This is a genomic window from Mitsuaria chitosanitabida ATCC BAA-476 = NBRC 102408 (assembly GCF_001598255.1).
In the GTDB taxonomy this organism is placed as follows: Bacteria; Pseudomonadota; Gammaproteobacteria; order Burkholderiales; family Burkholderiaceae_C; genus Roseateles; species Roseateles chitosanitabidus.
Window position 1 is genome coordinate 182,164 of record NZ_BCYP01000010.1, and the last position, 15,035, is coordinate 197,198.

The window sequence follows — 15,035 nt, forward strand, 5'->3', positions numbered from 1 at the left end:
GCTCAGGACTTCGAGCGCAGCTCGGAATAGAGATAAGGGACGACGATGGCGGCGATGGTCGCCAGCATCATCGTGGCGCTGGCCGCGCCCAGGCCGATCTGGCCGCGGGTGAAGGCCATCGTGTACATGAAGGTCGCGGGCAGGTCGGTCGCGTAGCCGGGACCGCCGGCCGTCAGCGCCATCACCAGGTCGAAGCTCTTGATCGCCAGGTGGGCCACCACCATCAGCGTCGAGAAGAACACCGGTCGCAGCGTCGGGATGATGATGCGCCAGTAGATGCGCGGCAGCGAGGCGCCGTCCACCTGCGCGGCCTTGATGATCGAGTCGTCGATGCCGCGCAGCCCCGCCAGGAACAGCGCCATCACGAAGCCCGAGGACTGCCACACGCCGGCGATGACGACGCAGTAGATGGCCATGTCCGGGTCGACCAGCCAGTCGAAGCTGAAGTGGGGGAAGCCCCATTGCTGCATCAGGTGCTCGATGCCCAGGCCGGGGTTGAGGATCCACTTCCAGGCCGTGCCCGTGACGATGAAGGACAGCGCCATCGGGTACAGGTAGACGGTGCGCAGCACGCCTTCGCCGCGGATCTTCTGGTCCAGCAGGATGGCCAGCAGCAGGCCCACCACCAGCGCGCCGCCGATGAACAGGCCGCCGAAGAGGCCCAGGTTGGTCAGGGCCAGCCACCAGCGCTCGTTGTCGAACAGGGCCCGGTACTGGTCCAGGCCGACGAACTCGTAGTTGGGCAGCAGGCGCGAGGCCGACAGCGACAGATAGCCGTTCCAGGCCATCAGCCCATAGATGAAGAGGAAGGAGACGAGGAAGGTCGGCGCGACCACCAGCTTGGGAAGCCAGGGACTGCGAGGGGCTCTTGAGGCGGACATGCGTGGGCGGACCTGCGGCGCACGCGGGGCGTGCGGGATGAAGCTTCTGAACGGAGCGGAGGAACGGACCTGCGATCGGATCGAGGGGAGGGGCGGCCCCGTGCGGCGCCGCCCCGTCCGTCTCAGATCGTCACCGGGTTCAGCGGACTCACTTGGACTTGGCGGCGGCGGCCAGACGCGTCTGCGCGTCCTTGGCCGTCATCTTGTCGCTGTTCCAGAACTGGCTCACGACGTCCTTCATCGCGCCCTCGGCGGCGGCGTGCACCGCCATGCCGTGCGCGATCGAGGGCACCAGCGTGCCGGCCTTGGCATCGGCGGCGAAGTCCGCGGCCGACTGCTTGGCGCAGTCGTCGAACTTGTCCATCTTCATGCCGGTGCGCACCGGGATCGAGCCCTTGTTCAGGTTGAACAGCTCCTGGAACTCCGGCGACATGATCGCGGTGGCCAGGTCCTGCTGGGCCTTCTCGTTGGCGGCGTTCTTGAGCTTGAACATCGCGAACGAGTCGATGTTGAAGGTGAACGCCTTCTGCGTGCCGGGGGCGGCGGCGCAGATGAAGTCCTTGCCCGGCACCTTGCCCGCGGCGACGAACTCGCCCTTGGCCCAGTCGCCCATCAGCTGCATGCCGGCCTCGCCCTTGATCACCATGGCGGTGGCCAGGTTCCAGTCGCGGCCCGGGGCGTTCTTGTCGGTGTAGTCCTTGATGCGCTTGAAGGTTGTCAGCACCTTCTCCATCGTCGGGCCGGTCAGCGTGACGGGATCCAGCTGGACCAGCGCCTTCTTGTAGAAGTCCACGCCGCCGACGCCCAGGGCGACGGATTCGAAGGTGGTGAAGTCCTGCCAGTTCTGGCCGCCATGGGCCACCGGGACGATGCCGGCCTTCTTGAGCGCCTCGGCGGTGACGAAGAACTCGTCCCAGGTGGTCGGCAGCTTGGCGCCGGCCTTCTTCAGGGCCTCGGGGTTGGCCCAGATCCAGTTGACGCGGTGGACGTTGACCGGGGCCGCGATGTAGTGGCCCTGGTACTTCATGATGTTGGCCACCACGGGCGGGATGACCTCGTCCCACTTGCCGGCCTTGGCCACGCCGTCGATGTTGGTGAGCACGCCTTCCTGCGCCCATTCCTGCAGCGAGGGGCCCTTGATCTGCGCGGCCGCCGGGGCGTTGCCCGACACGACGCGGGACTTCAGCACGGTCATGGCGGAGTCGCCGCCGCCGCCGGCCACGGCGAAGTCCTTCCAGGTGTGGCCCTGCTTCTGCAGCGTGGCCTTCAGGGCGGTGGCGGCCTTGGCCTCGCCGCCGCTGGTCCACCAGTGCAGGACCTCGACCTCGCCGGCCTGGGCCGCGCCCGCGGCCAGCAGCGCGCACAGCGCCGCGGCGCGAGAGAGATGCTTGAGCTTCATCATCGTGTTGTCTCCTTGTTCCGGGGGGAAGATGCGGTCAGTGTGTCACTCAGAACCACACTTCGACCTGGGCGCCGAAGCTGGTGCCCGAGGTCTCGTTGTCGAAGCCGGGCTGGCCGGTCACGTTGCCGGCGGCGCGGTTCCACTTGGCGTGGGTCACGTAGAGGCGGAACTCGGGACGGTCCATCAGGGCCGGGCCGGTGGACAGCGTGGGGGCGAAGGTCACCTTGGTCAGGCGCGCGGTCTGGCCGCCGTCGGGCTTGTACTGGGAGACGCCGGCCTCGGTCAGCAGCTTGAAGTTGCGGGTGACGCCGTAGGACACGCGGCCGCCGACGGAGGTCGAGACCGTCGCCTTGCCGGCGTTGTCCTTCTCGTTGGCCCACAGCAGCATGCCCATGCCGCCCCAGGCGCCTTCCTGGAAGTTCACCGACTCGACGATGCGGAACTTCTTGGCCGCGGAGGTGGCGGTCTGGTCGCCGAAGTTGGAGTTCAGGCCGGCCGAGCCCTGGGCGTACTGCACCCAGACCACGTTGTTCAGCGAGCTGCCGAACAGCTTGTTCTGGTTGTGGCGGATGGCCAGGCCCCAGCCGTTGGTGCCGCCGGCGAACTGGGACTTGGTCACCGTGCCGAAGACGTTCAGCGCGCCGTCCTGGCCGGTCGCGATGTCCATGTACTCGAAGTTGCCGCGGTGGCCGGGGCGCTGGTTGTTGTCCTTGTCGTTCGTGTAGTAAGCGACGCCGAACTTGCCGGGGCCCAGGTTCAAGCCCTTGAAGCCGGCGCCGATGCCGGCCATCTCGGTGAAGTAGGTGTCGACGATGTGCACGTCGCCGCGACGGCCGCGTTCCTTGCCGGCCCAGACCGTCATCTCGGGCGCGAAGTCGAAGCCCTTGGCCTCGGTGTACATCTGGGCCAGGCGCAGGTGCTTGGTGTCGTCGGCGTCGGAGTGGGGGTTCCAGTAGTCCGTCATCAGCACGACCTTGTAGTCGATGCCGTCCTTCTTGAAGCCCTGGGCGAGCTGGAACTCGCCGTAGATGTCGCACTCGTTGCCCAGGCGGTACTTCATGCCGTTGGTGCCGCCGTTCAGGGCGTAGCAGGCGCGGCTCTCACCGTGCTGCGTGCCGCCGGGACCGGCCCGGAAGTAGCCGGTGAAGTCCACCGCGCTGGCGGAACCGGCGGCGAAGAGCAGGCCGGCGGCGATCGAGAGGGGCGCTCGCAAAAGCGGGAAGCGGGTCATGTTCAGGTCTCCGTTGTGGGTCCGCGAAACGCAGCTCCGGGCGTGCGTCGTTAAGCAGACGTTCATTTTTCTTGCATGCGGGCTGAACTTTAATTTTTCATTAATCAAACTATATTGGTGCTTACCACTACCGTTGTATGAGCTTGTTTGGGGATGTTTCGTGCGGTATGCGCGCGAGTGGGCCGGTCAGGTGCGGGGGGCCGTTTGCGATAGAGCGCTGGAGACTCCCTCTCCCGCTTGCGGGAGAGGGCAGGGGTGAGGGTCTTCGGCGGCCGCTCAGGCCGCCGGCACGCTGAGCGTCACGCGCAGCCCACGCGGCTCCGCGTCGGAAAGCGCGATCCGCCCCCCGTGCCGCTCGACGATCTCCTTGACGATCGCCAGCCCCAGGCCACAGCCGTTGCCCTCGTGGGTGCCGCGGAAGAAGCGCTCGAAGACCTGCTCCCGCAGGGCCTCGGGCACGCCGGGACCGTTGTCGCTGACGATCAGCTCGACCTCGGCGCCGGCCCGCCGGACCTGCACCGTCACGCTCGAGCCGCGACCCGCGTAGCGCATCGCGTTGTCGACCAGGTTCACCAGCGCCTCGCGCAGCAGCAGCGCGATGCCGGTCACCTCCACCGATTCGGATGCCGTGGCCTGGTCCGCCCCGTCGTCATCGCGGTCGCCGCAATCGGGACCGTCGTAGCCCAGGTCGACCTGCTGCTGCAGCGCGCGCGGCACCAGCTCGGCCGTCACCTCGCGCGCGAGCCGCCCCAGGTCCAGCCTCACCGGCGTCTGCCGCGTGACCGATTCGGGCTCGGTGCGCGCCAGCGCCAGCAACTGGTTCACCAGATGCGCGCTGCGGGCGGCGCTCTCCTGCACCCGCGCCAGCCGCATGGTCAGCGGCCCGGGCGGGGCCTCGGCCAGCGCGAGCTCGCTCTGGCTCTTGAGACCGGCCAGCGGCGTGCGCAGCTGATGCGCGGCGTCGCTGATGAAGCGCCGCTGGCCCTGCACGTTGTGGCGCACGGCGTCGAGCAGGTCGTTGATCGCCTGCGCGAGCGAGCGCAGCTCCTGCGGCGCGGCGTCGAGCTCGATGGGCCGCAGGTCGTTGGGCTTGCGGCCCTCGACCAGCCGCCGCAGGCGCGCGATCGGGGCGAGCCCGGCGCCGACGCCGGCCCACACGATCATGCTCATCAGCACGATCAGGACGGACAGCGGCAGCATGGTGTCGATCAGCAGCCGGCGCGCGAGCAGCTCGCGGTTGGCGCTGGAGCGCGCCACCTGCACCAGCATGGTCTGCTGCGCCTTGGGGTTCTCGCCGAACTGCAGGTACAGCGCGGCCACGCGCACCGGGGAGGCGGGCTGGCCGTCACCGTCGGCGCCGTCGAGCTCCCCGTCGTAGAACTGGGCCTCGCCCAGTGGCGGGCTGGCCGGCTTGGCCGGCGGGCTCGGCAGGTTGCGGTTGCCCAGGATGAACTGGCCCGGCGGCGAGCTCACGGTGTAGAGCAGCTTGTCGCTGGGGTCGGCCTCCAGCACGTCCTGCGCGGCGCGCGGGAAGTCGATCAGCAGGCCGTTGCCCATGGGCTTGACCTGCCGCGCCAGCGAGCGCGTGGCCTGCAGCAGCGTGGCGTCGACCGCCTCGTTGGCGTAGCGGCCCGCCAGGCGATAGCTGAACAGCGCCCCGGCCAGCCACAGCACGATCTGCGGCAGCAGCAGCCACAGCAGCAGCTGGCGCTTGAGCGAGAAGCGGGACGAGGGGCCCATGAGCGCGAGCGGACGGGGTGGGGGGCGACGCGGGCAGGGGCGACGGGACGGGCGCGGCGAGCCCGCCCTCAGGCGCGCTCGAGCTCCAGCAGATAGCCCAGGCCCCGCACCGTGCGGATCGCCACCTGCGCGCCCTCGAGCTTGCGGCGCAGGCGGTGGATGTAGACCTCGACCGCGTTGTTGGCGCCGGCCCCGTCGCCGGCCGCGCTCGCGCCGCCCGACCAGGCCTGGTTGATCTGCTCTTTCGTGATCACGCGGCCCTGGTGGGTGAGCAGCAGATCCAGCAGGTCGAACTCGCGCGGGCTGAGCTCCAGCATGTCGCCGCGCACCTGCGCGCTGCGCGTCTCGCGCTGCATGCTGAGCTGCCCGAGCTCGGTGCTGGCCTTGAGCGCGCGGCTGCGACGCAGCAGGGCGCGCAGCCGGGCCTCCAGCTCAGGGAAGTCGAAAGGCTTGGTGAGGTAGTCGTCGGCGCCGGCGTTCAGGCCGGCGACGCGGTCCTCCAGGCTGTCCAGCGCGGTGAGGATCAGCACCGGCAGCGAGGCATCGGTCTGGCGCAGCTGCCGCAGCACCTCCAGGCCGTCGACCATCGGCAGGCCGATGTCGAGCACGACCACGTCGAAGGTCTGCTTGGCGAGCAGGTACTGCGCGACCGCGCCGTTGGGCGCGTGCTCCACGCTGAAACCACAGGCGCGCATCTGTTCGCACAGGGCGTCGGCCAGGATGGCATCGTCTTCGGCGAGCAAAAGATTCATGAACGGCAGATTAACAGGCCCGGGCCACGCCCCTGCATGGGGCAAGCCCGGGGCGTGCAACGCCCGCGCGCCTCATGACGGGGCGTGACCTCCGTCACGACGAGCCCGACCGGATGGGCCGTGCGGGCCATCGACCGACGTGGACTTGCGACTTCGTCGCTTGCCGGCGGGCCGGCGCGGGAGGAACATGCGCCCTGTCGTACACCCTCCGGCTCAGCCGCCCGCCACGCCACCATGAACGCCGCCGACCTCAAGCAGCCGCTTTGGCGCGTCGTCTACACGAAGGCGGCGAACCTGCACAGCAGCGGGGATGCCGCCGGCCCGTGGCACCCCGACAAGGACCATGTCGAGCGCTGCGCCGCGTTGCTGCGCCACATGGAGCAGACGGTCGGCATCCAGAGCAACGCCCAGGCGGCCAACAACGCGTCGACCTGGTTGAAGCAGAGCTGAGCGTCTCGGCCTCGCGCGGCCTCAATCGTCCGCTTCCGCTTCCGGTTTCGTCGCGCATGGGCCCGCGCAGGCGTGCCCGCGTGACGGCCCTCGCATAAGCACAGACGATTTCCTCGCTTCGGCCGATGCGGCCGCGCGGGAACACTCGGCGGCATCGCGCCTTCCGGCGCTCGAGCTTCCCCGCCGATGACCGCACCCGTCCTGCGTCGTGCCGACGCCCCCGCTTCGCCCCCCTCCGGACCCGCCGGCGCCGCGCCGCCGCTCGCCGAGGTGCTGGGCCCCGGCCTCGACCGTCTGGCCGCGCAACTGGACGAGACCGCCATCCGCCGCGATCGCGAGGGCGGCCATGCCGCCGCCGAGCGCGAGCTGATCCGCGCCAGCGGCCTGCTCGCGCTGACGATCCCGACGGCGCTCGGCGGGCTGGGCGGCGACATCGTCGATTTCTACGGCGTCGTGCGGCGCCTGGCCCGCATCGACAGCGCGCTCGCGCATGTGCTGGCCTTCCACCATCTGCAGCTCTACGGCGTGTCGCTCTACGGCGGCCCGGCCGCCATCGCGCACGGCGCGCGCCATCTGCGCGAGACCGCCGAGCAGCGCCTGTTCTGGGGCAATGCGCTCAACCCCGCCGACACGCGCCTCGTCGCCGCGCGCGAGGGCGGCGGCTGGCGCCTGGACGGGACGAAGAGCTTCTGCTCCGGCGCGCTGGGCTCGGACCGGCTGACGATCTCCGCGACGACCGAGGACGGCGGCTTCCTGATCGGCATCGTGCCGACGCGACGCGAGGGCGTGACGGTCGAGGGCGACTGGGATGCCTTCGGTCAGCGCCAGACCGACAGCGGCACGGTGCGCTTCGACCGCGTGCGGCTGGACGGCGACGAACTGCTGCAGGTGCCCGGTGTCAGCCCGACGCCGCGCGCGACGCTGCGGTCCCAGATCGCGCAGCTGATCATGAGCCACCTCTACCTCGGCCTGGCCGAGGGCGCCTTCGACGCGGCGCGCCGCTACACGGCGACGCGCGCCCGCGCCTGGGCCGCCTCGGGCGTCGCCCGCGCGGTCGACGATCCGCTGGTGCAGCACCGCTACGGCGACCTCTGGCTGAAGGTGCGCGCGGCGCAGTCGGTCACCGCCGAGGCCGTCGTCCGGCTGCGCGACGCGCTCGATCGCGGCGAGGCCCTGACGGCGCCGGAACGTGGCGAGGTCGCCATCGCCGGCGCCGAGGCCAAGGTCCTGGCGCATCGCGCGAGCGTGGAGGTCGGCAGCCAGCTCTTCGAGCTCACCGGCGCGCGCAGCACCTCGGCCGAGTTCGGGCTGGACCGCTACTGGCGCAACGCGCGCGTCCACACGCTGCACGACCCGGTGGACTACAAGCTGCGCGACCTCGGCCGCTTCCAGCTCGACGGGCGCGTCCCCGAACCCACCGGCTACGCCTGATTCCCGCCGCGCGGCGTCCGGGTCTCGGCCCGGCGTGCCCCGCGCTCCTTCGTCCGACCGCGGAGCCTTCCCCATGACCGACCCGCTCATCCGCCTCGACGGCGTCTCCAAGTCCTTCACCTTGCCGGATGGCGCTCGCTTCGACGCGGTCCGCGACCTGAGCCTGAGCGTGCACGCGGGCGAGATCCTCGGTCTGATCGGCAAGAGCGGCGCGGGCAAGTCCACGCTGCTGCGGCTGATCAACCTGCTGGAGCGGCCCGATGCCGGCCGCGTGCATCTGAACGGCCGCGACCTGACGGCGCTCAAGCCGGCCGAGTTGCGCCGCGAGCGTCAGCGGCTGGGGATGATCTTCCAGCAGTTCAACCTGCTGCAGAACGCGACTGCGGCGCAGAACGTCGCCTTCCCGCTGGCCTTGCATGGCGGCCGCTCGCGCCGCGAGATCGCCGATCGCGCGGCCGAATGCCTGGCCCTGGTCGGCCTGGCCGACAAGGCCGACCACTACCCGGCGCAGCTGAGCGGCGGCCAGAAGCAGCGCGTGGCGATCGCGCGGGCGCTCGCGCCGCAGCCCGACGTGCTGCTCTGCGACGAGCCGACCTCGGCGCTCGATGCCGAGACCACGCGGGAACTGCTCGCCACGCTGGGCGACATCAACGCGCGCCTGGGGGTGACCCTCGTGATCGTCACGCACGAGCTCGAGGTCGTGCAGACCCTGTGCCGACGCGCCGCGGTCATCGCGGATGGCCACCTCGTCGAGCAGTTCGACGTGGCGGATGCCGCGCGCGCGGCGGTGTCGCCGCTCGGACGGGCGCTCGCGCGCCTGCAACGCCAGGCGGCGCTGGTGTCGACCCTCGACGCGCCCGTGGACGAGCCGCCTGACGCGCGTCCCGCCCCCGTGGCGCGCCTTCCGGTCGAAGTGACCGCCACCGGCGCCGGCTCGGACCACGGTCCCGCCGCCGCCCGTTCGCCCCGAAACGTCGATGCCCGCCAGGAGGCCGTGAATGTCTGACGCCCTGATCGAACTGCTGCCCGAGCTCTGGACCGCGCTCGGCCAGACCGCGCTGATGCTGGCCATCGGCCTGGGCGCGGCGGTGATCGTCGGCGGCCCGCTGGGCGTGCTGCTGTTCCTGCTGAGCCCCGGCCAGTCGCTGTCCGGCCCTCGTGGCGCGAGGGTGCTGCATCGGCTGCTGAGCGCGCTGGTGAACACCGTGCGCAGCTTCCCTTTCATCATCCTGCTGGTGGCGCTGGTGCCGATCACGCGCGTGGTCGCCGGCACCTCCATCGGGCCGCTGGCGGCGGCGGTGCCGCTGTCCTTCGCGGCGATTCCGTACTTCGCGCGGCTGGTCGAGCAGTGCCTGCGCGAGGTCCCCCGAGGCGTCATCGAGGCCGCCCAGGCGATGGGCGCGTCGGAGCTGCAGATCGTCTGGCGCGTGCTGGTGCGCGAGGCGAGGGCGGGGCTGGTGAGCGCGCTGACCGTCCTGTCCATCAGCTTCCTGTCCTATTCGGCGGTGGCCGGCGTGGTCGGTGGCGGCGGCATCGGCGACCTCGCGATCCGCTACGGCTACTACCGCTTCCAGACCGACGTGATGGTGATCACCGTGGCCATCCTCGTCGCGCTCGTGCAGCTGATCCAGTTCACGGGCAACCGCCTCGCGCGCCGGCTCGACAAGCGATGAGCCAGGCCGCGCCCCACGCGGCCCACGCCGCCGATCCGCGCGCCGACCTCGGCCGCGGTGATCGCGCCCGACCCCATTCCAACCACCCGAGGGACCTTCCGATGACCATTGCCCGTCGCACGCTGCTGACCTTGACGCTGGCCCTGAGCGCCGGCGCGCTGACCGCGCCCGCGCTCGCGCAGGACAAGAAGGAGCTCACCATCGGCGCCACCGCCGGCTCCAACATCGAGGTGCTGAGGCTGGGCATCAAGCCGCTGCTGGAGAAGCGCGGCTACAAGGTCAAGCTGGTCGAGTTCAACGACTACGTGCAGCCCAACATCGCGTTGGCGCAGGGCGCGCTGGACGCCAACTTCTTCCAGCACATCATCTATCTCAATCGCTTCCGCGAGGACCGCGGGCTGGACCTGGTCGACGTGGTGCAAGGGCCGATGGCGCCTTTCGGGATCTACTCGAAGAAGCGCAAGAGCCTGGCCGAGGCGCGGCCCGGCGATCGCATCACGCTGGCCAACGATCCCGCCAACCTGGCGCACGGCCTCGCGCTGCTGGCCGAGCAGAAGCTGATCACCCTGAAGCCCGGCGCGGATCCGATCCGCGTGACCGAGAAGGACGTGGCGGCGAATCCGCTCAAGCTGAAGCTGCAGCCCATCGAGGCGGCGCAGATCCCGCGCACGCTGGACGACGCGGAGTACGCGATCGTCAACGGCAACTTCGCGATCTCCAGCGGGCTGAAGCTGACCGACGCGCTGGTGCTGGAGAAGACACCCGACCACTACCTGCTGGTCGTGGCGGTGAAGTCCAAGGACAAGGCGCAGCCTTGGTCCCAGGCCATCGTCGAGGCCTTCCACGCGCCGGAGTTCAAGACGGTGCTGGACCAGAAGTTCCCCGGCTACGCGCGGCCGGCCTTCCTGCAATGAGCGGCCCTTCCGAGCGATCGCCCGCGCGCGACGACGACGCCGACGCGGCGCCGGACGCGGCGTCCGCGGGCGCCGCCACCCCGACCCGAGCGCGGCGGATCCGCTTCAACGCCTTCGCGATGAACACGGTCGGGCACCAGTCGCCCGGGCTGTGGACGCATGCGCGCGACGAGTCGCATCGCTACACCGACCCGGACTACTGGGTCGAGCTGGCGACGCTGCTGGAGCGCGGCGGCTTCGACAGCGTGTTCCTCGCGGACGTGCTGGGCGTGTACGACGTGCACGGTGGATCGCCCGACGCGGCGCTGCGCCACGCGACGCAGGTGCCGCTGAACGACCCACTGCTGGTCGTGCCGCTGATGGCGGCGGCGACGAGGCACCTGGGCTTCGGCGTCACCTGCGCGCTGACCTACGAGCAGCCCTACAGCTTCGCGCGCCGCATGTCGACGCTGGACCACCTGACGCGCGGCCGCATCGGCTGGAACATCGTCACCGGCTACCTCGACAGCGCCGCGCGCAACCTGGGCCAGTCGCAGCAGCGCGCGCACGACGAGCGCTACGACCTCGCGGACGAGTACCTCGAGGTGGTCTACAAGCTGTGGGAACTGAGCTGGGAAGAGGGCGCGGTGCGGCGCGACAAGGCCGCGCGGGTCTTCGTCGATCCGGCGAAGGTCCATGCGATCGGGCATCACGGCGAGCATTACCGCGTGCCCGGCATCCACCTGTGCGAGCCCTCGCCGCAGCGCACGCCGGTGCTCTTCCAGGCGGGGACATCGAGCCGCGGCCGCGCCTTCGCCGGTCGGCATGCGGAGTGCGTCTTCGTCAGCGGCCCCAGCGTCGCGGTGCTGCGGAGCTATGTCGACGGCCTGCGCCAGGCGACCCGCGAGGCCGGCCGATCCGGCGAGGACGTGCTGATCTACGGCCAGGCGCTGATCGTCACCGCGCCGACGAGCGCCGAGGCCCGGGCCAAGCACGAGGCGCTCAAACGCCACGTCGATGTCGAGGCCGCGCTGACGCTGCTGTCCGGCTGGACGGGCGTGGACTTCAGCCGCTATCCGCTGGACGCGACCATCGACTACCTCGACACGCAGGCGGGCCGCACGGCGCTGGCCTCGTTCAGCAGCGCGGATCCGACGCGGCGCTGGACGGTCCGCGAGGCGGCCGAGTTCATCGGTCTCGGCGGCCGCGGTCCGGTCTTCGTCGGCGATCCGGCGGAGATCGCGGATCAGCTGATCGCCTGGCAGGACGCGACCGGGCTCGACGGCTTCAACCTCGCGTACGCGCTGGCGCACGAGACCTTCCGTGATGTCGTGGACCTGGTCGTGCCCGAGCTGCGCCGCCGTGGCCGCTATCGACCGGTGGACGGGCCGGGCGCCGATGACGATGCGCGGCCGAGGACGCTGCGCGCCCGGCTCTTCGATCGCGGTGACCGCCTGCCCGCGACGCATGCGGGGCGACTCGTCCGCCTTGCCGAGGTCGCGCCCTCCGGGCCGGGGGCGTCGTCCGAGGCGGCCGTGCCGGCGCCGGACGGTGCCGACTTGCCTGCCCTGACCATTCCCTTGACGGAGCCCGTCGCATGACCCGTGAGACTTTCCCGACCCGCCGCGAGGCACTCGCCTTGGGCCTGAGCGTCGCCGCCGGCCTGGCCGCCGGTCCGGCGCGCGCGCAGACCGCGGGCGCCCCCAAGGAGTTGCGGCTGGATTACGCCTACTACTCGCCGACCAGCCTGGTGCTGCGCCGCTTCGGCTGGCTGGAGGAGGACCTGGCCAAGGACGGCATCGGCGTGCGCTGGGTGCTGAGCGCGGGCAGCAACCGCGCGCTCGAGTACCTCAACGCGGGCAGCATCGACATCGGCTCCACCGCCGGCCTGGCAGCCCTGCTGGCCCGCGCGAACGGCAATCCGATCCGCGCGCCCTACATCTTCTCGAGGCCGGAATGGACCGCGCTGGTGGTGCGCGGCGACTCGGGCATCCGCTCGCTCGCGGACCTGAAGGGCCGCAGGATCGCGGCGACCAAGGGCACCGATCCCTACCTGTTCCTGCTGCGCGCGCTGCACACGGTGGGCCTGAAGCGGACCGACATCGAGCACGTCGCGCTGCAGCACGCCGATGGCCGCGCGGCGCTGGAACAGGGGCGCGTCGACGCCTGGGCGGGGCTGGATCCGCTGATGGCGGCCAGCGAGCTCGACGCCGGATCGAAGCTGCTCTACCGCAACGTCGGTTTCAACACCTACGGCTTCCTCAACGTGCGCGAGGAGTTCCTGACCCGGCATCCGCAGGTCGTCCGTCGCGCGATCGCGGCCTACGAGCGCGCACGCGCCTGGACGCTGGCCAACCCCTCGGACGCCGCGAGGATCCTCGCGGAGGAGGCCAAGGTCAGCCTGCCGGTGGCCCTGCTGCAGGTGAAGCTGCGCAGCGACTTCCAGCATCCGCTGCCGGGCGACGAGCACCTGAAGGCCTTGCAGGCCGCGTCGCCGATCCTCACGGCGGAGCAGCTGGTGCGACCGGGCGTGGACCTGAACCGCACGATCGCCGACCTGGTCGACACGCGCTTCGCGGCCGGCCTGGTGAAGGCCTGAGGCCCGGCCCATGAGCGCGGATCCCGATCTGATCGCGCGGGCGGTGGCCTCGCTGGGTCCGGTGATGCCGGAGCCGCTGGCGAACGACGCGCGGGTGGCGCGAGGAACGCTGGCGTCCGGGGCCATCGCCGCGGGTCTCGATCCGCGGCGATGGCCGGCCTGGCTGCTGGGCGCGCTGCCGCCAGTGGCGGTGCTGATGCTCGCGGAGGCGGCCGTGCGGCTTGGCTGGATCGCGCCGCATCTGTTGCCCGCGCCCAGCGATGTGCTGGAGGCGCTGGTGCGGATGCTGCGCGACGGCCAGCTCTCGCAGCATGTGCTGGCGAGCACGCTTCGCGTGGCCGGCGGCTTCGCGCTGGGCGCGGGGCTGGCGGTGCTGCTGGGCGCGCTGGTCGGGCTGTCCGGCTTCGCGGCCGCCTTGCTCACGCCGAGCTTCCAGGCCTTGCGCGCGATCCCGTCGCTCGCGTGGGTGCCCTTGCTGCTGCTGTGGCTGGGGATCGACGAGGCGTCCAAGGTGGCGCTGATCGCGATCGGCGCGTTCTTCCCCGTCTACATGGGCGTGGCCTCGGGCATCCGTGACGTGGATCGCAAGCTGGTCGAGGTCGCCCGGCTGCGCGGGCTCGGGCGGATCGCGCTCGCGCGGCGCGTGCTGCTGCCGGCCGCGTTGCCGGCGGTGCTCACGGGGCTGCGCAACGGGCTCAGCCTGGCGTGGATGTTCATGGTCGCCGCGGAGCTGATCGCGGCCAGCCGCGGCCTGGGCTATCTGCTGACCGATGGCCGGGAGACGGGGCGTGCCGACCTGGTGCTCGCGGCGATCGTCCTGCTGGCCGTGCTGGGCAAGCTCAGCGACGGGGCCATGGCCGCGATCGAGCGCCGCGCGCTGCGCTGGCGGGACAGCTTTGGAGGAACGACATGAGCTTGGTCGAGGTGGAGGTGAGGGCGAAGCGGTTCTTCGCTGGGACTGCCGCTCCCGCCACGATCGCCGGCGAGGGCGGCGTGGCGGCGTCCGGCGGGCGGCGAGGCACTGCGGTGCTGACGGATGTCCGCTTCGAACTGGCCGCGGGCGAGGTGCTCGGCGTGGTTGGCGCGAGCGGCTGCGGCAAGAGCACGCTGCTGCGCATCGTGGCCGGGCTGGATCCCGACTTCGAAGGGGAGGTGCGCTTGGATGGGCGTGTCCGTCGCGGGCCGGATCGGGACATCGGGGTCGTCTTCCAGGAGCCGCGGCTGTTCCCTTGGCTGACGGTGGCCGAGAACGTCGGCTTCGACCTCGGCCAGGGCCATGACGAGGCCTGGGTGCGGACGCTGCTCGACGAGGTCGGCCTGGGCGAGCTGGAGGACGCGCTGCCGCGCCAGCTCTCGGGCGGTCAGGCTCAACGGGCCGCGATCGCCCGGGCGCTCTACACGCGGCCGCGCGTGCTGCTGCTCGACGAGCCGTTCTCGGCGCTGGACGCGTTCACGCGGATGCGGCTGCAGGATCTGGTGAGGGAGGTCGCCCGATCGCATGGGACCAGCCTGCTGCTGGTCACGCATGACATCGAGGAGGCGGTGCTGCTGGCGGATCGGGTGCTGGTGCTCGGATCGTCGCCGGGGAGGATCGTGCGGGAGATCGAGGTCACGCTGCATCACCCGCGCGGTCGAGGCAGCGCCGAGGTGGCGGCGCTCCGGGGGCAGGTGTTGTCGGAGCTGGAACGGGTGGCGTGACGGCAGCCCGAAGACCCTCACCCCAACCCTCTCCCGCAAGCGGGCGAGGGGGCAAGAGGGCTCGCTGACTTCAACGGCCCTCACCCCCAACCCCTCTCCCACCCCGTGGGCGAGGGGAGGCCCGCACCAGGCATCCTCGCAACCGCAACGCAACCGCAACCGCAACCGCAACCGCAACCGCAACCGCAACCGCAACGGCAACGGCAACGGCAACCGCAACGGCAACGGCAACGGCAACGGCAACGGCAACGGCAACGGCAACGGCAACGGCAACGGCAACGGCAA

Annotated in this window: 14 protein-coding genes; 9 read left to right on the forward strand and 5 right to left on the reverse strand. The window is 71.0% G+C overall.

The genetic code is table 11. The features are described from left to right. Window positions 1–2: 2 nt before the first annotated feature. The 5 genes from MCHT01_RS06805 to MCHT01_RS06825 all read right to left on the reverse strand — a co-directional run bounded on the left by MCHT01_RS06805 (window position 3) and on the right by MCHT01_RS06825 (window position 6,006). Window positions 3–881 (reverse strand): carbohydrate ABC transporter permease, encoded by an 879-nt coding sequence (locus MCHT01_RS06805; RefSeq protein WP_067064013.1) that lies wholly within the window; start codon window positions 879–881, stop codon window positions 3–5. A gap of 148 nt (window positions 882–1,029) precedes the next feature. Next, window positions 1,030–2,283, reverse strand: coding sequence for an ABC transporter substrate-binding protein (locus MCHT01_RS06810; RefSeq protein ID WP_067064015.1), 1,254 nt, complete (start codon window positions 2,281–2,283; stop codon window positions 1,030–1,032). Window positions 2,284–2,329: 46 nt separating this feature from the next. After that, the gene (locus MCHT01_RS06815; RefSeq protein ID WP_067064017.1) at window positions 2,330–3,514 is read right to left on the reverse strand and encodes a maltoporin; all 1,185 of its coding nucleotides are present in this window, start codon (window positions 3,512–3,514) and stop codon (window positions 2,330–2,332) included. Between the two features lie 276 nt (window positions 3,515–3,790). Further along, the gene (locus tag MCHT01_RS06820) at window positions 3,791–5,254 is read right to left on the reverse strand and encodes a sensor histidine kinase (protein ID WP_067064018.1); all 1,464 of its coding nucleotides are present in this window, start codon (window positions 5,252–5,254) and stop codon (window positions 3,791–3,793) included. A 68-nt stretch (window positions 5,255–5,322) separates the two neighbouring features. Further along, window positions 5,323–6,006 carry a response regulator transcription factor gene (locus tag MCHT01_RS06825; protein ID WP_067064020.1) on the reverse strand — a complete coding sequence of 228 codons (684 nt, stop codon included), beginning with the start codon at window positions 6,004–6,006 and terminating at the stop codon, window positions 5,323–5,325. A 234-nt stretch (window positions 6,007–6,240) separates the two neighbouring features. On the opposite strand from MCHT01_RS06825, the gene MCHT01_RS06830 reads away from it, so the two are divergent. From MCHT01_RS06830 to MCHT01_RS06870, 9 genes are all read left to right on the forward strand, one after another. Next, the gene (locus MCHT01_RS06830; protein ID WP_067064022.1) at window positions 6,241–6,456 is read left to right on the forward strand and encodes a hypothetical protein; all 216 of its coding nucleotides are present in this window, start codon (window positions 6,241–6,243) and stop codon (window positions 6,454–6,456) included. A 186-nt stretch (window positions 6,457–6,642) separates the two neighbouring features. Next, entirely contained in the window at window positions 6,643–7,887 is a 1,245-nt protein-coding gene (locus MCHT01_RS06835) for an acyl-CoA dehydrogenase family protein (RefSeq protein ID WP_084452050.1), read from the forward strand. A gap of 73 nt (window positions 7,888–7,960) precedes the next feature. Next, window positions 7,961–8,893 (forward strand): methionine ABC transporter ATP-binding protein, encoded by a 933-nt coding sequence (locus tag MCHT01_RS06840; protein ID WP_084452052.1) that lies wholly within the window; start codon window positions 7,961–7,963, stop codon window positions 8,891–8,893. Continuing rightward, on the forward strand, window positions 8,886–9,560 hold the full coding sequence (locus MCHT01_RS06845; RefSeq protein ID WP_067064024.1) for a methionine ABC transporter permease: 675 nt from the start codon (window positions 8,886–8,888) through the stop codon (window positions 9,558–9,560). The genes MCHT01_RS06840 and MCHT01_RS06845 overlap by 8 nt, the downstream gene beginning before the upstream one ends. Window positions 9,561–9,661: 101 nt before the next feature. Further along, window positions 9,662–10,474, forward strand: a complete 813-nt coding sequence (locus MCHT01_RS06850; protein WP_067064062.1) for a MetQ/NlpA family ABC transporter substrate-binding protein — start codon at window positions 9,662–9,664, stop codon at window positions 10,472–10,474. Beyond that, on the forward strand, window positions 10,471–12,054 hold the full coding sequence (locus MCHT01_RS06855) for an LLM class flavin-dependent oxidoreductase (protein ID WP_084452054.1): 1,584 nt from the start codon (window positions 10,471–10,473) through the stop codon (window positions 12,052–12,054). The genes MCHT01_RS06850 and MCHT01_RS06855 overlap by 4 nt, the downstream gene beginning before the upstream one ends. Beyond that, window positions 12,051–13,052 carry an aliphatic sulfonate ABC transporter substrate-binding protein gene (locus tag MCHT01_RS06860; protein ID WP_067064025.1) on the forward strand — a complete coding sequence of 334 codons (1,002 nt, stop codon included), beginning with the start codon at window positions 12,051–12,053 and terminating at the stop codon, window positions 13,050–13,052. The genes MCHT01_RS06855 and MCHT01_RS06860 overlap by 4 nt, the downstream gene beginning before the upstream one ends. 64 nt (window positions 13,053–13,116) lie before the next feature. Beyond that, the gene (locus MCHT01_RS06865; protein WP_067064064.1) at window positions 13,117–13,965 is read left to right on the forward strand and encodes an ABC transporter permease; all 849 of its coding nucleotides are present in this window, start codon (window positions 13,117–13,119) and stop codon (window positions 13,963–13,965) included. Then, on the forward strand, window positions 13,962–14,750 hold the full coding sequence (locus tag MCHT01_RS06870; protein ID WP_084452056.1) for an ABC transporter ATP-binding protein: 789 nt from the start codon (window positions 13,962–13,964) through the stop codon (window positions 14,748–14,750). The genes MCHT01_RS06865 and MCHT01_RS06870 overlap by 4 nt, the downstream gene beginning before the upstream one ends. The last annotated feature ends 285 nt before the right edge of the window (window positions 14,751–15,035 follow it).